Genomic DNA, 21,109 nt, shown 5'->3' with positions numbered 1-21,109 from the left:
ATCAGAGTAGGTCGAGAAATCGAATCGTGGTGTCCACGGCCGCCGACATTGCGGTTTCCACGACGCGGGCGGAATCAGCGACGCCAGCGGCGACGTCGCCATACCGGTGCGCAACGAGGTCGAAGCACTGACCGACGCTGGCTTGGATCTCCAGCTCTTCCAGCGACGGTGCCTGACCCGAGTTCTCGCACAATTGCCGGGCAGGGTCCGCAAGAGCTGCGAGAAGGATTCGCCACCCGGGCGAGTCCAGTTCTCCGTGATTCAGAGAGGACTCGGCCACAGAACTCAGCTGCATCAAGCCGGCGCCTCCGCCTGGCAGGAGTCCTCGCTCGGCAGCGGCGCGGGAAACCGCCAGCCCCTTCTCCGCCTGGCCGATACGGTGCTCCGTCTCACGCTTGGTGAAACCACCGATCTTCAGCACTGCGGCTCCGCCTTCAAGCCGGGCCAACCGCTCCCGAAGCCTCGCTCGGTCGTCCTCTGAGGACAGCCGATCCATGGCAGATCTGATCTCCTGGGCTCTGTGTGTGACCTGCTGACCTTCGCCGCCGGTACCGATGAGAACCGTTGAAGTGGCTGTTACGACAGCCCGTCGAGCACGGCCGAAGAAGCGGTCCAGATCCTCCCCGTAAACGCCCGAGTCTGATCCGGCCGTTACTACCTGGCCGCCGGTCGCAATAGCGATGTCTTGTAGGCGCGACCTGCGTTCCTGCTCAGAACCGGGAGCCTTGACTGCTGCGGACGGGAAGTTGCCGCGCTCGACGTTCACGATGAGCATCGACAGGACATCGTCAGGGATATGATCGGCAATCAGGAGCAGTGGTCTCTTTGTTGGGAAGAGCCGTTCGATGTAAGGAAGTAGCTCGTTCAGGCTCGGGGTCCAATCGTCAATGATCAGGAGAGCCGCGTCGTCCAAAATCGCTTGACCGCGCTCCTCGCTTGTCATGAATCGACCGGACGACAGGCCCCACGGAAAGCTCATCCCATCCGACAGTTCCAGGGAACAGTCGGTGCCGCTGTTGTCCTCAAGGAGGACGGCATCCAAAGAGCCAGCGCGTTTCCACACATGTGCGATCATGTCGCTGATGAGCGCGTCCTTAGTAGCCGTGAAAACTACCGCACGGAGCTGCTCCTCGGACTGAGCGGGCACCGCGATCTGCCCCAGAAGCTCACGCGCTCTGACTACCGCAGTTTGAAGACTACTGGCGACTTGCGCAGCCGGCGTACCGGCCGAAAGTTCCCTAATCGATGCAAGGACCATTGCGTGGGCAAGGACCACGGCGGTCGCACTGCCGTCTGAGGCTTCCGTACTGACCTTTTGGACCAGGTCCTGGATTATCCCAGCACCAAGCCGCTCCCTTGCATCCTCCGGGTGGAATACTGTTGCGACGCCACGTGCATCGAAGACCTCCAGGTCTCCACCGTGGACCCCGCGTACCCGCGCTGTCCGAGCAGCCGGGCCGAGCGTCCTGCGCACGTGTTTGGCCGCCGCAACGATCCCCGAAGCGACGACCAACGGATGCACGTCCACGGAGTCGATGCCGCTCGCAGCAAGTTGCCCCGCAACCAGAGTCGTCTGCCCCAGAGCAACGTTGTAGACGATCTGCTCAATGCTGATCTTCGGCTGGTTGATCTGCGTGCCCTGGCCGAGCGCATTCGTCGAGGCGAAGTCACTCGTGTCGATCTTCAAATTAATCCGCGCCGCTTCAGCGGCCGCTGTGTCCTCCGCCGCCATGCCAGCCCCCGTCAGTTGTTGATCTGGGTGCCCTTGCCGAGCACATTCGCCTTGCCGTGGTCGTGGACGTTCGTACTGATGGTGATGTTGTCAGCTGCGGCGCGGTCTTCAGGGGAGAGCGCGGGCTTGATGTCCTCGTTGAGCACCCGCTCCACCTCTGGAAGCAGCTCCGGATGGGCATCGAGGAACCTGCGGAACTGCCGGCGCCAGAGTGCCGTCAGCTCGGCGCGGGTCTCCTCTTCGCCGGCCTCGCTCGCCGCAAGTGCGTCTTCTCGGGTCTGCGCTAGTTCAGCTGCAACGGTCTCCGCCCCGGACTCCTGATGCCTTTGCCAGAGCCCCACTACGGCTGAGCGCACGCTCTGCCAAGTATCCGTCGCCATAGCCGACACGACTGCCGAACTTGCCGCTGCTGCCAACGTGATCGGGTCCACAACTCCCCCTGCTCTTCTCCGTCTGTCTTCGTGTAGCTCACCGTATTGACCTTGGAGGCCGTCTGCTGGCGAGACTCGAAGACTGGCCAGGACGAGTGCTCTCCACACCAAGAAGCTGCGGCGAGTTGAAGCTCCTGCCGCAGTAAATGCCGGATTTACTGCGGCAGAGCCTCTACCGTGATCATCGTGACCTGCGGCGGACGATTCCGGCCGCCGGGGTGAGGTGTACGCATTTACTGCGGCAGCAGGTAGGGGGGCGGGGCGGGCGTGACGATCGAACCAGTGACCGAGCCCGGGGCGGGGGGCGTGTTGCGTCTGCCGCGTGTCCGGGTGGTGCCCCTGTCCGCCCCGCCGGCCACGTACACCGCGGCGGTCGAGCGGTACCTCACCGGCGCGGGCATCGCGAAGTCCTCCGCGCGGATCTACCGGATCTCGCTGACGACGTGGGGATGGATGCTCGCCGGCGAACCGGCGCCGACCGGACCCGCCCGTCGGGGGGCGAAACCGCCCGTCTTCCCCGTCGTCGCGATCGACGGCCCGGCGCTGCCGGAGGTCCTGGCCGAACTGGCGGCGGCGCGGGCGGACGAGATGGACGCCGACACCGTCAACCGGGAGCTGTCCATCGCGCGCAAGGCGATCGGCTGGTGGCAGCGCCAGGGCTGGATCGAGCACGATCCGACGATCGGCATCGAGCGGCGGCCGGCACCGCCGGACCGCACCAAGGCCCTGGCCGAGAACCAGATCGCCGCCCTGTGGCGCCTGGACGTCGGGCTCAGGGAGAGGACGTTCTGGAAGCTCCTCTACGAAAGCGCCGCACGGGCCGATGAGGTGCTGTGCCTGAACGTGGAAGACCTGTACCCGCAGGACAAGCGCGGCAGGACCACCGCCAAGGGCGGGGCGACGGAGTGGATTCACTGGCAGTCCGGCACCGCCCAGCTCCTGCCCCGACTGATCGCCCGCCGCACCCGCGGCCCACTGTTCCTCACCGACCGCAAGGCCCCAGCAGGGACGCCGACGCTCGACGTGTGCCCGGAGACCGGCCGGGCCCGGCTCTCCTACCGGCGGGCCGAGGAGATCTTCGAGGAGAACACCCGGCTGCTGGCCAACCCGCTCGCCTCACCCGAGGACATCGAGGACCTGGACGGCTGGACCCTGCACCGGCTGCGGCACTCCGCGCTCACGCACGACGCGGAGGGCGGCACCTCCACCCCGATGCTGCTGGCCCGCTCCCGCCACGCTTCTGTCCGCTCCCTGGAGCGTTACGCCCGCCCCGGCGTCGACGCAGTCGCCCGACACGTCGCCGAGCGGGACCCTGCTGCCCGCCGACGGGGTTAAACCGGGTTGTCTCGGCGTCGGCCCGCCAGAGACTCCAAGATCAACTATTGGCGGCTTCTGGGCTCACCTCGGCGTCACCCCCACCTCGCTGGTGGGCGCCGCGGGCGCCGCGCAGGCCGATCCGGTCGACTACGTCCAGATCCGACTCGTCGACCTGTACTGCGGCGATGAAAGCGAGGGCGACCACGACGAGGCCTACCTCAACATCGCGGCGAACGGCGGCAAGGCCGTGAAGCTCTGGCCCGCCAAGGCGTCCTACCAGACCATGGGCACCGGCTACCGCCGCACTCTGGACGAGAGCAACGGCAACGCGCTGCTGGTCCTGGGCAAGACGGAGTCCCGCACCCTCTCGCTGTGGGACTACGACAGCACCAGCAGCGACGACCGGCTCGGCTCGGTGACCATTACGGGCAACGAGTTCGGCGCGGAGACGCAGTACCGGGTCCTGGAGGGCTCCGGCGGCGTCTACACCATCGCCTACCAGGTCATCGACATCTGATCCACCCTCCGGCCGGACCCGTTGCGGTCCGGCCGGACCGCAACGGAAGCACGTGACGCAGGCACAGCCGGCACCAAACCACACATCGCCAATTGCACAAGGGGCCACACAAGTCTCCACCCGCGCCCCGTGATGCAGCGCGCACCGGGAAGCCAGCCTGCGCAGCCGGTTGACCCCGGGGTTCCTGATGGGGACAGACACCGAGCACGGTTCGCCCGTGCCCGCGCTGGAGATCATGTCAAGACGTGGGTCTACCGATCCAAGACTTCCAGTCGGCGCTGGCAGGCTGGGTCAGAGATCCACGACGGCCCAGACACGGCGGCCGTCCGGGCCCGTGTCCATCCCGCACTCGGTAACCGAGCGGTGCGCCGTCACCTGGTGCAGCACCTCCGGGCCGGCATCGTCGTCCAAGTCGGCGAGACCAGGATGATGGGACAGGGCAAGGATGCAGGCCTGCCCGTCCTGGTCGGACAGATGCACGGACACCCGATGCCCCTGGTCCGCGACCGTTGTCGCGACAAGGAGCACCGTGACCGCCTCGACCGCGTCCAACACGCTCTGACCGGGACGGAAATCCCACGCCGCAAGCTGAGTGAGGACAGCTTCCTTGGCCTTGTTGGGCGCCCACCGGTTCGCCGCGTACACCCAGTTCGCGCCACGCCGGCCCCGCATCACCACCCCACACCGCGCCGACCTGACAAGCCCGCCCGAGCCGCCGTCCGCAGTCTCGGGGCGAGGCGGGGAGGCCGGCTTCTTCGGCGGCGGAGGCGTCTTCGGTGGATACGACGGCGGGGTCGGCTGCTCGATTGGCGCTGCTGGCATGGGGCCCTCCCGACATGGACAGGCGCAGAGGGGTACGCCCTGTAGTCAGGGTAGGACGGATGGCGATGTGACCGGAGGAATTGCGCGGAAGACCCTGGTCCACCGGGCAGAGACTGGTCAGCCCCGAAGAGGAACGGGGTCCTGCGGCGAAACACCCCGCGCCGGCCGGGAGGACCAACACGTATGGGGCCGGACTCGGACGTTCACTTCGTCAGTTTCCTGCCCGGGGCCCCGGCACTCTCGGCAGGAGCTCCCACAACGGCCGGCTCCCAGCGGCCCAGGCGGCGAGCATGCGCCGGTCGGCCAGGTGCATGTGCAGCTGCTCGGCGAGCGGTGCGCAGCGACTGGAGAATCGCCCGTTCGTGACGACGAGGACGATGTCGGCGCCGTAGAGCTGGCGGGCGGTGCCGTTGACGCGCTGGAGGTCGGGGGTGCCGACGGCGGAGCCACGGTCGCCGGCGCGGCGGTGCTTACACTGGATGACCCAGACGCGGCCCTGGGGGTCGGTGGCCAGGACGTCGGCGCCGTTGTCGCCGGCTCCTCCGACCTGGCGGGCGTCGGTACATCCGTCGCGGCGCATCAAATCCCGGACCGCGTACTCGAAATCACGGTGGGCCAGCGCGTCGAGCTGCGGCAGTGCGTAGCGCAGTGCCTGTTGCTGGACCCGGTTCCAGGCGTGCCGCTGGCGGCGTTGGTTGACGAACCAGGTCGCGGCCACGACCGCGACCGCCCCGAGCATGACCACGGCCCACAGATGGGTGACCAGCCAGGCGACGGCGGCCCAGAGTGCAGCGACGCCCAGGACGCCGGCGCCGAGGACGAGGACCTGGCGGTCGCGCTGCCGCTGCCGGCGGGTGCGTGCGTAGCGGCGGCGCTGGCGCGTTCGGCGTGCGGGCCGTCGCGTGCCGGGGCGGGGACGTCGCGGGTGGCGGGTGGGCATCGGCTGGGCTCCGGGGTTGTCAGTGGCTGGACTTGGTGATGCCGGAGGCGAGCTGGCCCAGGGCGTCGAGGATGCTCTCGCCCACCGGGGTGGGGGCGATGACCACGCCCAGGGCGAGCACGATGACGACGGTCAGCTTCTCGTCGTTGCGGCTGCGGGCCTCAGTACGGCGGCGCAGCCTGAGGAGGACGATGACGGCGAGCAGCACACCCACATTGATCGTCAACCTCATGCTCGCAACCCCCCAATAGCCCTGCCTGACCCCTCAGCGCCCTGTCTACCGACACAGATGACTCCATGGCGCTCGGTTACGTCCATTTGACGCAATGTCATCGGTTGGCTTGATCAGAGGGCGAGTTGGTGAAGGCAGGGCTTCAGCGCCCGAGGCGACTTGGTTCGTTACTCAGCAGAGCTCGTGTGATGAGCCGTTCCATCACTCGCTCGGGTAGCGCCGGGTTTGTCGCGGCGTCTTGGGCGAGGAAACCGTCGGGGGCGTCAATGAGGCTTTCCAGGACGGGGAGGCCCAAGCGGCCCGGTTGTCGCAGGCAAACTGCTGGCACGCAAGCGTCCCCACCTCATCCCCATCTACGACCTCCGCATCAAGCAGCTCTTTGAACGACCGAAGACAGACCACTCCTTCTGGGCAGCGCTGGCTGCAGCCCTGCGGGCGGACAACGGCGCCTTCTACGATCAGTTGGCCCGTCTCCGCGACAAGGCGGGGATGGGTGAGGACATCGGCGTCCTGCGCGTGTTCGACCTTATCGCCTGGATGCATCAAGGACGGCAAGGGCAGGTCCCGACGAGTTGAGCTCTCGGGTGGAGTGGGGCGGGAGGCGTATACGGAGGTCACCGAGCTGGCAGTCTGATCGACTGCCCCCAAAGTCGATGTGCTTTCGATGACGCATCATGTGGAGTGCGTGGCCATTCTCGAACCGGCTACAAAGGGCGTCTGACCTGCACTTTCTACGAGATCTCGTAGATGGGTCGGTCGACCTGTACTCGTGGATGCAGCGGGTCGCGTGGGTACATCGACCCCTCTGGGTTGCCCGACCTGCGATTTCTGAGGGATGCGGTCCATTCGGCAGTGCTTCCTGGGTTCTTTCGAGGAATCCTGACGCTCATATGACGCTCGATTCCTGGATGGGGACGTGGCGAGGAGACCGGCGCGCGGCGGGCCGGGGTCGCCTCGGGGAAGGGACAGCAGGGCGGCCTCACGACGTGCCGTGGTCGGTGAATGCCCAGCTCACGTCGTACGGGGCGAGTTGGGCGATGATCCGGCGGCGCTGGTCGGGGTCGGCGACGGGCGGCAGGGAAACCATGGGGCGACCGTCTGCCAGTTCGCATCGGATCTGTTCGTCGACGCCGGCGATGCCGAGGCCGGCCAGGGCTGTGGAGATCGCGCGCCGGGTGGCGTCGAGGCGCAGAGGAACCTTGGAGGGTTTGCCGATGTCGGTCAGAGGCAGAGCCGACAAGACGATGACCTCCTTGGGGGCCGCGGCTCGCTCGGGTACGTGCTGCGCGGCGAAGGCGATCAATTCCTCGGGGCCGGTGCCGGTCGTGCCGGGCCTGAGGGTGACGTAGGCGATGGGGACCTCGCCGGAGTGAGGGTCGGGGCGTCCGACGGCGCTTGCGCCGGTGACGGCCGGGTGGGTGAGGAGGGCGTCCTCGATGACGGCGGGGTCCATGTTGTGGCCGCCGCGGATGATCAGGTCCTTCGCGCGGCCGAGCAGGTGGATGAATCCGTCGGAATCCACGCGCGCGAGGTCGCCGGTGTTGAGCCAGCCGTCGCGCACACTGCCGAGGGTCTCCAGGCGCGGTCCGGTGTCGTCGTGGCCGACTACGTAGCCGGGGAAGACCGTGGGGCCGCTGATGGCGAGAATGCCGGGTTCACCCTGCGGGAGGTCGTGCCAGGTCCCGTCGCTGTCGATCCCTACCGTCTTCACGTGCTGGTAGGGCATGCGCTGGCCCGCGGCCTCCGGGCGCCGGTGTTCGTGCAGGAAGCTCCGAGCGCTGCCGCAGGTGGCCTCGGTCAGTCCGTACCCCTGGCAGAGCGGGACGCCGGTGTGGTGCTCGAACGCCGCGCGTACCGCCGGCGGCAGAGGGGACGCGCCGACTATCGCGAAGCGCAGCGAGGTGATGTCCGCGTCGACCGGAATCCGGGCGAGGGCGGCATAGACGGTCGGGACCGCGGACAGGGTGGCGATCCGGAAATGCGCGACGATCTTCCAGAAGACTGCGAACAGCGCAGGTTCGCGGTAGCCGAGGGGGCCGGTCCACACGCCGTGCTGACCGCGGAACAGTGGTGCGAGCAGGGTGACGACCAAGGCGTTGACGTGGAACAACGGCAGTCCGGCAAAGAGTACGGAATCGGGGTCCAACGTGCTGTTGGCCGCGATCATCCAGGCGTCGGTCACCTCGTTGGCGTGGGTGTGAGCGGCCAGCTTGGGGGCGCCGGTGGTGCCGCCGGTGTGGAAGTACGCGGCCAGGTCGCCGGCCTTGGGAGGCACCACACCAGGATGGAGCTCGGCCGGCTGGGCGGCAGCCTCGACGTGCAGATAGGCGACGTGGACCCCCTCGATCGGTTCCAGTTCGGGCGTGGGCTCGGGTGCGCCGACCGGGCGCAGGGCGAACAGCGCCGAGCAGCGGAGTGAGGCCGCCGCCGTGCGGGCCGTCCGCCATGCGGCGGCATCGAGTTCGGGTCCGGCCGCGACCAGGACCCTTGCCCCGGCCAGGGCCAGCAGCCGTTCGGCGTGATCGGCGGCGAGCGCCGGGTTGACCGGTGCGGCACAGCCGGCGAGCTGGGCGGCCAGGAGGGTGGCGGGCAGCAGCCCGGCGTTGGGGGACAGCAGGCCCACGGCGGTGGTACGGCGAACGCCGTGTCGGTGGAAGAGGTTGGCGATGCGGTGTGTTTGATCGCGCAGTTGCCCGAAGGACACGGTTTCGCCATGTGTCCACTGCCCCGCGCTGGGCAGCATGGTGAGAGCCGGCCGGTCGGGCCACAGCACGGCGGCGCGTGCCAGTAGGTCGTACGTGGAACCGGGCAGGCCGCGGTCCTCGAGCGCGATGGACTCGATCGTCGCCAGGGCGCCCGGGTGGTCGTAGGCCGGCCAGAGCAGATCGGGTTCGGGGGCATGCACAGGAGCTGCCTTTCGATGGGGCTGGTTGGTGGTGGAAGTCGGGGCCGACCGCGCGTTCCTGCGGGGGCGGGGCGTCAGCAAGGCTCGCCGGGCTACCGCAGGCCGTCCTTGATCTGGGCGAACGACCAGGGGCGGAGGGTCTCCAGCGCCTTGCCGATGCGGAAGACGGCGGGGTCGTCGTAGGGGTGTCCGACGATCTGGAGGCCGGTGGGGACTCCCCAACTCGACATGCCGGACGGAACGTTGAGCACGGGGCAGCGGTTGTTGATGTTGAAGGGCGTGGTCATGGCACTCCACAGGGTGTCCGCCACTTCCTGGCCGTGCACCACGACCTTGTCGCCCGCGAGGTCGTCGCCCGCGTGCCAGCCGGGCACGGCGGTGGTGGGGCAGATCAGTGCGTCGAATCCGTCCATGGCTGCGGCGAGGGCTCGTTGCAACCGGTGTTCGGCGCGCACGGAGTCGAGGTAACTCACCTTGGTGCGCGCGTAGTTCATTGTGTCGGCGAAGGAGACCGTATACGGGCTGAGAAGGTCGCGGTGGCTTTCGGCCACCTCGACGACGAGGGCGCCGAAAAGCGTCGAGAAGTGACCGGCGACCGCGGTCAACAGGTCGAGGCGCGTCCAGGGGAGGGTGATCTCCTCCACGTGTGCGCCGGCATCGGCGAGGGCCTGGGCGGCGGCGCGCGTGTGCGCCTCGATTTCCGGATGGACGTCGTACTCGCCGAGTCGGACGCACAGGGCGATACGTGCGCCGGTCACGTCCTCGTAAGCGGTGGGCAGGGTCAGCTTGGGGCGGATCGAGGCGTGGTCGCGGGGATCGGGGCCGGCCAGGACGTTCTGGAAGGCGATGACGTCGTCCACGGTGCGGGCCATGGGACCGTCGCCGCGGTAGTGGTCGGCGGTGAGCACGCCGAGGCCGGGGTTGCGTCCGTAAGGGGCCTTGAAGCCGACGGTTCCGGTGAAGGCGGCCGGGATGCGGGTGGAGCCCCCGATGTCGGAGGCCGAGGCGAGCAGGGTCGTACCGGCGGCGAGGGAGGCGCCCGCGCCGCCGGAGGAGCCGCCGGGGGTGAAGTCGGGGTTCCAGGGGTTGCGGGTGATGCCCCACATACGGGAGTGCGTGTACGTGCTGAGCGAGAACTCCGGTGTCGCCGTGCGAGCGTGGATGATGCCGCCCGCACCGAGGATGCGGTCGATCACGGGGGCGTTCTCCGTGGAGATGCGGCCCCTGTGGGCGAGGGAGCCTTCGGTCAGGGTGCGGCCCAGGATGGCGTGCTTCTCCTTGGCCGCGACTGGGATTCCCTCCAGTGGACGGGGAACCAGGCCGTCCTTGCCGAGGTAGCGGGCCTCAGCGTGCCGGGCCTGTTCCAGGGCCTCGTCGAAGAGCCGCTCCGTGAAGGCGTTGATACGCGGTTCGGCCTTCTCCGCACGCTCGATGACGGCCCGCATGAGTTCGACGGGCGACAGCGCGCGGCGGGCGAAGAGCCGGAGGGCGTCGGTGGCGCTGAGGTGGGCGAGGTCATCGCCGGCGGAGGTGCGGCTGGACATGGGTGTGGCGTCCTTCCCGTGCGGAGGCTGAGCCGGGCGGTCGGTAGGCCGGTCGGTCGGCTGTCGTCCGGCGGTGGTGTCAGCCTCAGGGACCGGCCCCACCCGGCCTGCGGATTGCATGAATCCGCCAGGACCGGGGGCGGGGTGCGGGAAAGCGCAGATCGGAGGGCTTGGGAAGGGGCGACTCGGACGGGACCCGGCGGGAGGGGCGGTTCGGGCGCGGGCGGTTCAGACGACCGGGTGCCACGGGTCGGCCGGGACGCAGCCGGTGCTGCGGCCGTCGTCACCGAGCAGGCGGCCCATGCGCTTGACCCAGCGCAGGTTTACGGCCCGGTTGAGCACCCGCACGGAGGTGATCCGTGCGGCGGCCTGGACCTCGTAGCGGCCGAGGTCGTCCAGGGCATGCAGCCACACCACGCTCAGCAGGTTCGCCTCGGCGGACACCGACGCCGCCATGCGAGTGTTCCGCAGGCGGCTCAGTTCGTCGCCCGCCGCCATGAGCTGGGCGGGCGGTACGGACATCCAGAGCGTCGCCGAGCTGCGCCACCCCGCGTACAGGTGGGCGGCGTCGCAGCGCAGTACCGCTCTGCCGCCTTGGAGCAGAGAGTTCAGCGACCTTCGCACCGTCGACTCCGGACGGCCCAGTTCGGCGGCGATCGAGGTGACGGAGCGGCGGCCGTCCTCGGCGAGGACGCGCAGCAGGACGCGGTCCTCGGGCGTGAGCGTGGCCGCAACGGCGGTGTGGGCGCCACCGTCCTCGGTCTCCGCGAGGTCGCGCCTCTGGTCGCGGGAGAGGGAGTCCATGCGCCACTCGCTGCCGTCCCGGTGTACGTGCTGCACCAGGTGGGTGCGGGTGGCGGTCACCGCCTCGATACGGCCGAGGGCCAGTACGTACCCGCTCATCAACGACATGGTCGCCGTAGCCACCGTCAGGAGCAGGTCGCAGGATCCCGCCACCAGTTCCACGCTCATCGCCTGCGGGTGCCGGGCGAGCTGGTCCGCCAGGGTTTCCCGGGCCTGCGGCACGCACGACACCTCGATCAGGGCGAGGGCACCGTAGGTGACTTGGGAGGGAGAGGCGTAGCAGGTGACCCAAGCCTCACCGGAGTCCCGCAGCCGGGACCAGCGACGGGAGAGCGTCGCGGCGTCCACGCCGAGCGGACGGGCCAACTGCGCCCAGGGGGCGCGGGGCGCCATCTGCAGGGCGTTGACGAGGGCGAGATCGAGTTCATCGAGTGTTCCCCGGGACGGGGTGGTGGCGGCCCTGAGGCCGATGGCCCCTGCGGATTCATGCATGCGATCACCTTTCCGATGCGGATTCTTGCAATTGCGGGGCCGCGGGGGAAGTGGCCTGTTCTGTATGCCGCAACAGACCGCAGCACTGCCCGCGCTCCCTGACCTCGGCCCGGCCCGGCCCCGAGCAAGTCCCCTTCCCGACCAGTTCTTCGCCTGCCCCAGCCCTCGGCTCCTTCTCAGTTCTCAGTCCTGGAGAGTCCTCCATGCCCCGTTTGCGGTTCCTCTCCGGCGCCATCACGGTCGCCGCCACCTCCCTCCTGGCCTCCGCCTGCACCGCCGGCCCGACCGGCGGTCCTGCATCGAGCGGCGACGAGGGCCGGCCCACCGTCAAGGTGGGATTCACCTCCGACGTCACCTCGTTCGACCCGGCGAAGGGCGCGGGTTCGACGGATTACGCCCTCACGTCGTTGCTGTACCAGCCGCTGATCGGCCAAGACGAGGGCGGTACGTTCGCCGCCGGTCTCGCCGACACCTGGACGACCACGCCGACGAAGACCTCGCTGACTCTGAAGAAGGGTCTGACCTGCTCCGACGGGTCGGCGCTCACCGCCTCGCAGGTCGTCGCCTCGCTGAAGCGCTACCGGGCGAACTCGGCCAGTGCCCTGCTCACGTTCGGCGCCGCGAACACAGGGAAGAGGACCACGATCACCGGCGACGACGCGGCCGGCACCGTCACCATCACCACCGCCACTCCGTGGGGCGAGGTCCTCGCCGGCCTGTCCGGCACCGCCGCCGGGATCGTCTGCAAGGCCGGCCTCGACGCGGGCACCACCGCGCTCGCCCAGGGCGCTGTCCAGGGCGCGGCCACCGGACCGTACGAAATGGTGACGGCACGGCGTGGCGCCTCGTATGAACTGCGGCTGCGCAAGGGATTCAAGGCGTATCCGCGGTACGCCTCGATGCCCGCGGGGGAACCGGCCGACCGGCTGCGCGTCCAGATATCGAAGAACGAGTCGACCCTCGCCAACCAGCTGCAGACCGGCGCCCTCGACCTGGCCCCCCTCACCGGCACGGACGCCACCCGGTTCACGGGCAACGAGACGTTCACGGTCGAATCCGCGCCGTTCATCCGCAACTACATAGCCTTCAACCAGCGCCCCGGGCACCCGGGCGCTGACCCGAAGGTCCGCAAGGCGATCGCGCAGGCGGTCAGCGTCAAGGCGTTCAACAACGTCTTCGGCGGCACCGGACAGCCCCTCACCTCGTATGTGGACGAGAAGGCGGCGTGCGTCTCCACCGACGGCTCCCTGCTGACCAGGACGGACACGGCTGCGGCGAAGCAGGTCCTGAAGGGCGTCAGCATCAAGCTGGAGGGATCCAACGCGGTCGCCGGCGGCGCGGGCAACTCCTACGTCGCCGAGGCCCTGCGCGCCACCGGCGCCGAGGTGAAGCTCACCAACGCCGACAACGCCGCCTGGGCCACCGACGTCACCGCCAACCAGGGCGACTGGGACGTCACCGTCTTTCCGCTGATCAGCGGCACCCTCGCGCGCGGTGGCACCTACTTCCTGGGCCCCGAGCCGGCCAAGGGCGGCCTCAACTACGGCGCGGTGAAGAACGCGGCTTACGCCGAGAACTATGTCGCCGCCACTTCCACCACGGACCGCAACGCCAAGTGCGCCGCCTGGCAGAAGGCCCAGGAGGCGCTGCTCAAGGCCAACGACGTGATCCCGCTGGCCACGGTCGACGTGCACTACGTCGCGCGCGAGGGCGTCTCCTTCGCGATGCCGGGCGGGTCCCTTTCCGTCTCCACGCTCCGGGTCACCGGCTGATGTCGGCGGTACCGGCCGTCGGGGCGGCCGCGGGGGCCGGGCGCTCGGTGCGGCTCGGCCCCTGGGGCGCCTTTCTCGTCCGGCGTCTCGTCGGGCTCACCGCCGTCGTGATCACGCTCGTCGCCGGAACGTTCCTGATGGTGCAGCTCATCCCCGGCGACCCGGCACGCGTGGTCGCCGGCGCCGAGGCAGCCCCCGCCGACGTGGAGCGGGCACGCCACGACCTCGGCCTGGACCAGCCGCTGCTCGTACGGTTCGGTACGTACACGAGCGGTCTGCTCCGCGGCGACATGGGTACCTCGTTCCAGACGCAGGAGCCCGTGGCCCAGATCATCGGAGGCCGCCTGCCGTTCACCGCCGAGATCGCGCTCCTCTCCGTCCTCGTGGTACTCGTGCTCGCCGTGCCGATCGGACTGGCCGCCGCAGCCCGCGGAGGCCGCCGCACCGACATCTCGTACACCTTCGTCACTGGGACGGTCGGCGCCACCCCCGAGTACATCATCGGCACCCTCCTCGTCCTCGGCTTCGCCATCCGACTGGGCTGGTTCCCGGCGGCGGGTGCGGAGACTCTTGTGTCGATGGTGCTCCCCATCGCCGCCCTGGTGCTGCCGGCCACCTGCGTCATGGCCCGCATCGTGCGCAGCGAGGCCACCCACGTCCTCGCCCAGGACTACATGCGGACCGCGCGGGGCCGCCGCCTGCGGCCCCTGCGCCTGTACGCCCGGCACGCCCTGCCCAACCTGCTGACCGCCACGCTCACCCTCGGAGGGCTGATCCTCGCCGGGCTGCTCGGCGGCACGGTCGTCGTCGAGTCCATCTTCGCCTGGCCAGGCATCGGGCAACGCGTCGTGGAGGCGCTCCTCGTCCGCGACTACCCCGTCATCCAGGGCTGCGTCCTGATCCTGGGGTTGCTCGCCGCCCTGCTCAACCTGCTCGTCGACGTCGTCCTCGCGCTGCTCGACCCCCGCACCCTGGCTGGAAAGGGAGGCCGCTGATGCGCCGTATCCGGTGGAACGCACCCCTGGTCGTATCCCTCGCCGGCCTCGGACTGATCGTCGTCCTCGGTATCGTCGCGCCCCTTCTGATGGAGGAGGAGGCGACCGCGCTGAGCGGTGCCGCCCGCGCGCACGTGAGCGCCGGACACTGGCTCGGCACCGACGCGCTCGGCCGCGACGTACTGGCACGGACGCTGGTCGCCACCCGTCTCACCCTGGAGATGACGCTCGCCGCGACCGCGATCGCCGCGACCGCCGGCGTCCTGCTCGGCACCGGCGTCTGGGTCTCGGGACGGCGCGTCCGGGAGCTGGGCCTGCGCCTGATCGACGTGATGATCTCCTACCCGGCCCTCATCCTCGCACTGGTGATCGCCACGGTCCTCGGCACCGGGCCCGTGGCCTCCGTCCTGGCGATCGGCCTGGGCGGCGCCCCTGCCTTCGCCCGCCTCACGGCGAACATGGCGGCCTCCGTGGCGCAGCGCGACTTCGTGACGCAGGCGCGCCTGATGGGGGTACCGCCGTACCGCGTGCTCGTCCGGCACCTCCTGCCGAACATCTCGGGGCCGCTGCTGGTACTGCTGTCGGTGGCTTTCGCGAACGTGCTCGTCGCGCTGTCCGGCCTCTCCTTCCTGGGAGTCGGCGTGCAGGCGCCTGACTACGACTGGGGCGCGTTGCTCAACTCCGGCCTGCAGTCCCTCTACACCAACCCCGCCGAGGCGATCGGTCCGGCGGTGGCCATCACCGTCACCGGCGTCCTCGTGGGCTTCGTCGGCGACGGCCTCGCCGCGGGGCTCGACCCGCGCGGTGGGAGGGCGAGGGCCGCGGCGGTACGTCCCACCGGCGTGGCCATGCCCTCGCACCGGGCTCCCGCCGGCGCCCTGGTGACGGTGGACGGCCTGGCCGTCGTCCTGCCGGACGGCACCCGTCTCGTCGACGAGGTCTCCTTCCACGTCATGCCCGGCGAAATCGTCGGATTGGTGGGGGAGTCCGGCTCCGGCAAGTCGTTGACGGCGATGAGCGTGGCTCGGCTTCTCCCGGAGGGACTGTCCGCCCACGCGGCGGAAATGACCCTGGACGACCTCGATCTGGCCGACCCCACTGCCGATCGCAAGCGTCTGGCGACCGAGATCGGCATCGTCTTCCAGGATCCGTCCTCCTCCTTCAACCCGGCGCTGCGGATGCGCGGTCAGCTCACCGAGACGCTCCGCGTGCACCAAGGCGTGAGGGGGGTGGAGGCGGACCGGCGGGCCGTCGAAGCCCTGGAGCAGGTACGGATCAAGGAGCCCGCCCGGGTCATGAAGCAGTATCCGCACGAGCTGTCCGGCGGCATGCGGCAGCGTGCGATGATCGCCGCCGCGCTGCTGCCGGGGCCGCGGCTGATCATCGCCGACGAACCGACCACCGCTCTCGACGTGACCGTCCAGGCCGAAGTCCTCGACGTCCTGAAGAACATCAACCACCGGCGTGGCACGAGCGTGCTCCTCATCTCCCACGACATCGGTGTCGTCGGCACGGTGTGCCACCGGGTCGTGGTGATGTACGCGGGACGTGTCGTCGAGGAACTGTCCGCGGCCGACCTGCGGGCAGGCCGCGCCCGGCACCCGTACACGAGGGCGCTGCTGGCGGCGAGTCCGCGACTGCGGGACACCGGCAGCGGAGAACGCGCACCGCTCGCCACGATCCCGGGTCGCCCGCCGACGCCCGCCGACCGGCCACAGGGCTGTGCCTTCACCGACAGGTGCCCGGTGGCGCTCGACGCGGTCTGCGCGACCGAACGGCCGCGTCTGATCGACGACGTGGCCTGCCATGCCGTACGACAGGAGGTAGAGGCCGGATGACTTCATTCCCGCACAAGCTGGCCGTCGAGGACCTGACCGTCGCCTTCGGCCACGGCCGGCGCGTGCGAACCGTGCTGCACGGCGTGTCCACCGGCGTCCGGCCGGGGCAGACCCTCGGCCTGGTCGGCGAGTCCGGCTCCGGGAAGTCGACCATCGCCAAGGCCATCGTCGGCACCCACCCCGCCAGGACGGGCCGCATCCTCCTCGACGGAGTGGACCTCACCGGACTCGAGCGCAAGGAGCTCGCCGCGGTGCGCCGTCGGGTGCAGCTCGTCTCCCAGGACCCGTACGCCTCGCTCAACCCGCGCATGACGGCCGGTGAGGCCATTGCCGAGGCCGTCGACCCCCTGGGGGCCGACGCCAGGAAGCACGCAGCGACGGTCGAACGGTGGCTTGAGACCGTCGCGCTGGACGGCTCTGCGGCCGACAGGTACCCACACGAGTTCTCCGGCGGCCAGCGCCAGCGCATCGTGGTGGCCCGTGCTCTCGCCGTGGAACCCGATGTGCTGATCGCCGACGAGATCACATCGGCGCTGGACGCATCCGTGCAGGCCGAGGTGCTCAACCTCCTCGAGGAACTACGCCGGTCCCTGTCCCTGACGATGATCTTCATCTCCCATGACCTGGCCGTCGTCCGCCATGTCAGCGACGAGGTCGCCGTCCTGTGCCAGGGCGAACTGGTGGAGCAGGGCCCGGTCCGGGATGTCTACCACGCCCCACAGCACCCCTATACGCGCCGTCTCCTGGCGAGCGTGCCGACATTCGAAGAGAAGGAGGAAGCGGCATGAGTGCACCGACCGCCGTCGCCCGCCTCACGCAGGAGGTCATCGCGGGCTTGGAGCCCGCCATCCTGCGGGACTTCTACCAGGACCTCCACCGCCACCCGGAACTCGCCTTCCAGGAGCACCGAACCGCCGCGAAACTCGCCACGCGGCTGCGGGCGGCCGGCTACGACGTCCTGCCGGGTAAGGGGAAGCCCAGGCGGTGCGCTGAGGCAGGTGCTCAGGATGCTCACCGTGTCCATGAGCCACAGGAGCAGGAGCTCACGCAGCCCTCTCGGCTGATCGTGTTCGGGCAGCGTCGCGACGTGCCGGGCGACCGTGTCGGCGACCCCTTGCACGATCTGGCGCCCGGCGGCCGGGTCTTGGAGGCCGATGGCGAGGAGGAGGGCCCGGCCGGCGAGCTTCGCGATGTCCGGCTCGGGACCAGCCGCCCCCTGCATGGCCGGGTCGATAAGCGTGAGGCGGCCGGAGCCGATGAGGAAGACGTGCTCGGGCTTGAGGTCACCGAACACGACCGTCTCGCGCCGGGTGGAAAGCCCGTCGGCCATCGCGAGGAGCCGCCGCACTGAGGTCTCCACCCGGGCGACGACCTCCTGGCGCTCGTACTCGGCCAGTCCCCGGTCCTCACCGAGCGCACGCAGATACGTGCTGCTGCTCTGTCCGCCGAACTTGCGGCGGAAGACACCGACAACGGACCGCTCCGTGATCGGTGCCGCCTCGCGGAAACATGCCGCACCGGCCGGGCTGTGGAGGCGGCGCAGTTCGTCGAGAACCTGGTTCAGGAGCGCGGCCGTCTCCCAGGGGCGGGCGATCAACTCCTCGGCCAGCGACGTGCCGGGCACAATCCTCGTGAAGAGCACTCCGTCCTGCAGCCCTGCCGTCCTGCACACCTGGAGTCCGAACCAGTCGTCGAAGTCCGGAGCGAGCCAGTGTTTGCTGTGTCCTGCACGTTCGCCCATGGCACTGCCCCTCGTCGCGGCCGGGCGCTCCCGGCCCACGGATCGGGCACGGGACCGGCTCGTTCCGTACCCCGTTCCTCCAGCGTTCCACCGGCCCACGGCCCGGCACAGCGACCCTGCGGGGTCCTGCGAGGGCCCGGACGGCTCATTCACGCGGGGCTGACCGGCCCCGCCTCGGGCGAGGTCCGCGACCGCCGAGCTGCGGGATGAGCCGTTCGGGCCCGATCGAGACCTGCCCGGCCCTGCTGCGCCGGGCGGAGGGCAGGGCACGCTGAGTCTGTGACCCCGCACGAGGAGGTGCGTCATGACAGCACAGGTCATCGCCGGACTCGACGGCTCCGATGAGAGCCTTGCCGCCGTGGAATGGGCGGCCAAGGAGGCGCGGGTGCGGCAGGTGCCGCTCGCCCTGATGAACGTCGAGGAACTGCCCGCAAACCCCGAGATCCCCCTGGCACAGCTCAGCGAGGCGGCCGAGCGTACAGCGGAGCTGCTGCGGACGACCTCGGAGCGTCTGCGCGCCGAACACGCCGGGCTGGAGGTGTCCGTCGTACGGGCCAGGGGCCGGGCGGCCGAGGAGCTGACGGCCGCCGCGCATACGGCGGACGTCACCGTCCTCGGCTCGCGGGGGCTCGCCAGGATGGCCGGCTTCCTCGCGGGTTCGGTCTCGCTCGCCGTCGTCGGTGCCGCTCTGAACCCGGTCGTGCTGGTGCGGGCGCAGGACGAACGGATCGCGCCGCCGGGCGGCCTGCTCGTGGGCGTCGACGTCGACCGCGCGCCCGATGAGCTGTTCGCCTTCGCCTTCGCGGAGGCCGCTCGCCGGAACCTGGACCTGCGGTTCCTGCACAGCTGGACCCTGCCGGCCTCGTACGGCTACGCGGCGCTCATGGACCCGGCGCTCGGCGTGGATCAGAGCGAGCATCTGGCCCGTACGCTGCGGGACCTGATGGAGCCGTGGCGCCGGCGGTACCCGGAGGTGGAGGCCACCGCAAAGGCGGTCGTGGGGTCGCCCGCGCTCCAGATGGTGGAGGCGTCCCGCGACGCCGAACTGGTCGTCGTGGGCCGGCGCTCCCGCCGGCTGCCGCTGGGACCGCACCTCGGGCACGTCGCCCAGGCCGTCATCCACCACAGCCCGGCTCCGGTCGTGGTCGTGCCCGTGCCCGTGCCCTGAACGACGCGGCGGCACGGCCGAGCCCCCGGACGCCTGACGCGTCCGGGGGCTCCAGGGAGCCGGGGAGCCGGGGAGCCGGGGTCAGCCTCCGCCCCCACCAGGAGCGAACTCGGTGGAACCGGGTGCACCGGGGACCCGTATGCGCCGCCCGGTGACCCGGTCCGGGGAGAGCGTCACCACCGTCGTACGCCCGTCCCCGGCCCAGGGCTTCGAGTCCATGACGCTTCGCAGGCGTTCGGACTCCGGTCCGGCCGGGAGCGTACGGGTCCTGCCGACGGCCAGTACGCTCCACCCCTGGCTGAACGCCTCGTCCAGCCGGTCCAGTTCGAAGGCGACTTCGGTCCCGGCCGATGCCGCCCGTGCGAGGCCTGCGTCGGGGGCGGTCAGGAAGACGATCCGCCCGTCGGTGACCTGGTAGTTCACGGGGAAGACCACGGGGCCGTCCGCTCCCGTCATCGCGATGCGGCCGACTCCGTGGCCGTCGAGCAGCTTCCAGCACTCGGCCTCTTCGAGTTCTTCCATCCGCGGGTGGTGGCCTGCGGCGGCCCCGCCCTGTGGCAGGTCCGCGTTGAACCCGGCGAGGTCCTGCACGGTCGTCTCCAGCGCGTCCGCGAGCCGGACGAGGAAGGCGGGTCCTGGGGCGGGTACCTGCTCCTCCACATAGGCGAGGTAGCTGGGCGTGGAGCCCGCCCGGTCCGCCACTTCCTCCAGGGAGAGGCCGAGCTGGGCACGCCTGGCGGCCGCGCGGCGGCCCAGGTCTCCCGCGCCGTGCACGTCACGGGTTCCGGTCATCACGAGTCTCCTTCCGCTTCCGCGCCGGTCGCCGGGCCCCGGTGCGGGACGACGGCGACCGGGCACGAGGCGTGGTGCAGCGAGCGGTGGGCCACCCGGCCCAGCTCCAGCCCCACGAGTCCATGTCTGCGGCGCGCTCCGACGACGAGCAGGTCGGCCGCGGCCGACCGTTCCGTCAGCACCCGGTGCGGCACGCCCTCGACGGTGCTCCTGCGGAGCCGGACCCCGGGATACGCGCGGGCCAGGGGCTCAAGCGTCCGGTCGAGCACTTCGGCGGCCCGTCCCTCGTGGTGGCCCTCCCCGCCCGCCATGAGCGGGTGCGCGGCGGGTTCGTGGGCCGGCCGGCGCCAGACGCAGACGGCGTCGAGTTCCGCGTCCCGTGCGGCCGCCTCGCGGAACGCGAAGCGGAGGGCGGGCGGGTCCTCGTCGTGTTCCGCGATCCCGACCAGTATCCGGCCGTGCCGTGAGTCGCGGGCGTCCCGGTCTCCGCGGACCACGACCACCGGGCCCCGGGAACGCGCTGCCACGATGAGACCGACGGACCCGAGGAGGAGGCTGGCGAACCCGCCGCGTCCACGGGAGCCGACGACGACGGCCGCGGCCTCGGTCGCTTCGCGCAGCAGGGCGCCCGCCGGGTCCTCGGCCAGTACCTCGGCGGTGATGTCCAGGTCCGGGGCACGGCGCCGGGCCCGCTCGGCCGCGACGGCGACGATGCGCTCCGCGACGACCTCGTCGAACGGGCGGTCGGTGGACCGGGCCGGGAGCACTCCCTCGTACCGCTCCCAGAGGGACGCGTGCACGACACGCAGCGGGAGTCCGTGCCGGACGGCCTCGTCGGCCGCCCAGTCCACCGCTTCCAGACCGGGTTCCGAACCGTCGACACCCACCACCACGGGCAACCGCATCGGGCCCGCCTCCTCACGTCACCGCAGGGCCCCTCCTGCCACGGTCACACCACCACCGGCGGGCGGGAAGGGCCGGACGGTCCCGGACGGGTACGCATCGGCTCATGCGCGGCGGCCGTTCGCCCGGAATCGTGGAGTACCCGGCCGTACGAAGGCTCACGG

19 protein-coding genes are annotated in these 21,109 nt (G+C 70.2%); 8 read left to right on the top strand and 11 right to left on the bottom strand.

Going from position 1 to position 21,109, the window contains the following annotated elements; translation table 11 throughout:
• Window position 1: 1 nt before the first annotated feature.
• On the bottom strand, window positions 2–1,732 hold the full coding sequence (locus OHS17_RS32400; RefSeq protein ID WP_330315074.1) for a TCP-1/cpn60 chaperonin family protein: 1,731 nt from the start codon (window positions 1,730–1,732) through the stop codon (window positions 2–4).
• 11 nt (window positions 1,733–1,743) lie between these two features.
• A complete protein-coding gene (locus tag OHS17_RS32395) occupies window positions 1,744–2,163 on the bottom strand; it encodes a hypothetical protein (RefSeq protein ID WP_330315073.1) in 420 nt (139 codons plus the stop codon).
• 267 nt (window positions 2,164–2,430) lie between these two features.
• Between OHS17_RS32395 and OHS17_RS32390 the strand changes: the two genes are divergently transcribed.
• Both OHS17_RS32390 and OHS17_RS32385 read left to right on the top strand, forming a co-directional pair.
• Entirely contained in the window at window positions 2,431–3,498 is a 1,068-nt protein-coding gene (locus OHS17_RS32390; protein WP_330315072.1) for a tyrosine-type recombinase/integrase, read from the top strand.
• A gap of 91 nt (window positions 3,499–3,589) precedes the next feature.
• Window positions 3,590–3,997 (top strand): hypothetical protein, encoded by a 408-nt coding sequence (locus OHS17_RS32385; protein ID WP_330315071.1) that lies wholly within the window; start codon window positions 3,590–3,592, stop codon window positions 3,995–3,997.
• Window positions 3,998–4,288: 291 nt separating this feature from the next.
• Here the strand turns inward: OHS17_RS32385 and OHS17_RS32380 are convergent, their stop codons facing one another.
• From OHS17_RS32380 to OHS17_RS32370, 3 genes are all read right to left on the bottom strand, one after another.
• Window positions 4,289–4,642 carry a hypothetical protein gene (locus OHS17_RS32380; RefSeq protein WP_330315070.1) on the bottom strand — a complete coding sequence of 118 codons (354 nt, stop codon included), beginning with the start codon at window positions 4,640–4,642 and terminating at the stop codon, window positions 4,289–4,291.
• Window positions 4,643–5,030: 388 nt separating this feature from the next.
• Complete coding sequence (locus OHS17_RS32375) at window positions 5,031–5,759, bottom strand: restriction endonuclease (RefSeq protein WP_443066160.1); 729 nt, start codon at window positions 5,757–5,759, stop codon at window positions 5,031–5,033.
• Window positions 5,760–5,778: 19 nt separating this feature from the next.
• Window positions 5,779–5,991 (bottom strand): hypothetical protein, encoded by a 213-nt coding sequence (locus OHS17_RS32370; RefSeq protein WP_330315069.1) that lies wholly within the window; start codon window positions 5,989–5,991, stop codon window positions 5,779–5,781.
• A gap of 318 nt (window positions 5,992–6,309) precedes the next feature.
• Between OHS17_RS32370 and OHS17_RS32365 the strand changes: the two genes are divergently transcribed.
• Window positions 6,310–6,567, top strand: a complete 258-nt coding sequence (locus tag OHS17_RS32365) for a DUF6308 family protein (RefSeq protein WP_330315419.1) — start codon at window positions 6,310–6,312, stop codon at window positions 6,565–6,567.
• Between the two features lie 403 nt (window positions 6,568–6,970).
• Here OHS17_RS32365 and OHS17_RS32360 read toward each other — a convergent pair whose 3' ends face one another.
• From OHS17_RS32360 to OHS17_RS32350, 3 genes are all read right to left on the bottom strand, one after another.
• Window positions 6,971–8,896 carry an acyl-CoA synthetase gene (locus tag OHS17_RS32360; protein WP_330315068.1) on the bottom strand — a complete coding sequence of 642 codons (1,926 nt, stop codon included), beginning with the start codon at window positions 8,894–8,896 and terminating at the stop codon, window positions 6,971–6,973.
• Between the two features lie 92 nt (window positions 8,897–8,988).
• Window positions 8,989–10,440 (bottom strand): amidase, encoded by a 1,452-nt coding sequence (locus tag OHS17_RS32355; protein ID WP_330315067.1) that lies wholly within the window; start codon window positions 10,438–10,440, stop codon window positions 8,989–8,991.
• Window positions 10,441–10,668: 228 nt separating this feature from the next.
• Window positions 10,669–11,736 carry an Lrp/AsnC family transcriptional regulator gene (locus OHS17_RS32350; protein WP_330315066.1) on the bottom strand — a complete coding sequence of 356 codons (1,068 nt, stop codon included), beginning with the start codon at window positions 11,734–11,736 and terminating at the stop codon, window positions 10,669–10,671.
• 203 nt (window positions 11,737–11,939) lie between these two features.
• Here OHS17_RS32350 and OHS17_RS32345 point away from each other — a divergent pair, with 203 nt between their 5' ends.
• Genes OHS17_RS32345 through OHS17_RS32330 form a run of 4 tightly spaced genes read left to right on the top strand, consistent with a single transcriptional unit; the run spans window position 11,940 to window position 17,129 of the window.
• Complete coding sequence (locus tag OHS17_RS32345; RefSeq protein ID WP_330315065.1) at window positions 11,940–13,508, top strand: ABC transporter substrate-binding protein; 1,569 nt, start codon at window positions 11,940–11,942, stop codon at window positions 13,506–13,508.
• Window positions 13,508–14,503 (top strand): ABC transporter permease, encoded by a 996-nt coding sequence (locus OHS17_RS32340; protein ID WP_330315064.1) that lies wholly within the window; start codon window positions 13,508–13,510, stop codon window positions 14,501–14,503. The genes OHS17_RS32345 and OHS17_RS32340 overlap by 1 nt, the downstream gene beginning before the upstream one ends.
• Complete coding sequence (locus OHS17_RS32335) at window positions 14,503–16,341, top strand: dipeptide/oligopeptide/nickel ABC transporter permease/ATP-binding protein (RefSeq protein ID WP_330315063.1); 1,839 nt, start codon at window positions 14,503–14,505, stop codon at window positions 16,339–16,341. Before OHS17_RS32340 ends, OHS17_RS32335 begins: the two co-directional genes overlap by 1 nt.
• Window positions 16,338–17,129, top strand: a complete 792-nt coding sequence (locus tag OHS17_RS32330; protein WP_330315062.1) for an ABC transporter ATP-binding protein — start codon at window positions 16,338–16,340, stop codon at window positions 17,127–17,129. Before OHS17_RS32335 ends, OHS17_RS32330 begins: the two co-directional genes overlap by 4 nt.
• Here OHS17_RS32330 and OHS17_RS33940 read toward each other — a convergent pair.
• Window positions 17,069–18,082, bottom strand: a complete 1,014-nt coding sequence (locus OHS17_RS33940; protein ID WP_443066159.1) for a phosphotransferase — start codon at window positions 18,080–18,082, stop codon at window positions 17,069–17,071. The two genes, OHS17_RS32330 and OHS17_RS33940, sit on opposite strands and share 61 nt — an antisense overlap.
• A gap of 304 nt (window positions 18,083–18,386) precedes the next feature.
• Here OHS17_RS33940 and OHS17_RS32320 point away from each other — a divergent pair, with 304 nt between their 5' ends.
• Window positions 18,387–19,250, top strand: a complete 864-nt coding sequence (locus OHS17_RS32320; RefSeq protein WP_330315061.1) for a universal stress protein — start codon at window positions 18,387–18,389, stop codon at window positions 19,248–19,250.
• 81 nt (window positions 19,251–19,331) lie between these two features.
• Here OHS17_RS32320 and OHS17_RS32315 read toward each other — a convergent pair whose 3' ends face one another.
• Together OHS17_RS32315 and OHS17_RS32310 are read right to left on the bottom strand one after the other, a co-directional pair.
• Entirely contained in the window at window positions 19,332–20,042 is a 711-nt protein-coding gene (locus OHS17_RS32315) for a helix-turn-helix domain-containing protein (protein WP_330315060.1), read from the bottom strand.
• Entirely contained in the window at window positions 20,042–20,947 is a 906-nt protein-coding gene (locus tag OHS17_RS32310) for a universal stress protein (protein ID WP_330315059.1), read from the bottom strand. Before OHS17_RS32310 ends, OHS17_RS32315 begins: the two co-directional genes overlap by 1 nt.
• Window positions 20,948–21,109 lie beyond the last annotated feature (162 nt).

The sequence above is a fragment of the Streptomyces sp. NBC_00523 genome, from assembly GCF_036346615.1.
GTDB lineage: Bacteria > Actinomycetota > Actinomycetes > Streptomycetales > Streptomycetaceae > Streptomyces.
Note: the sequence above shows the minus strand (reverse complement) of the source record. Positions and strands in the feature narration are given on the sequence as shown.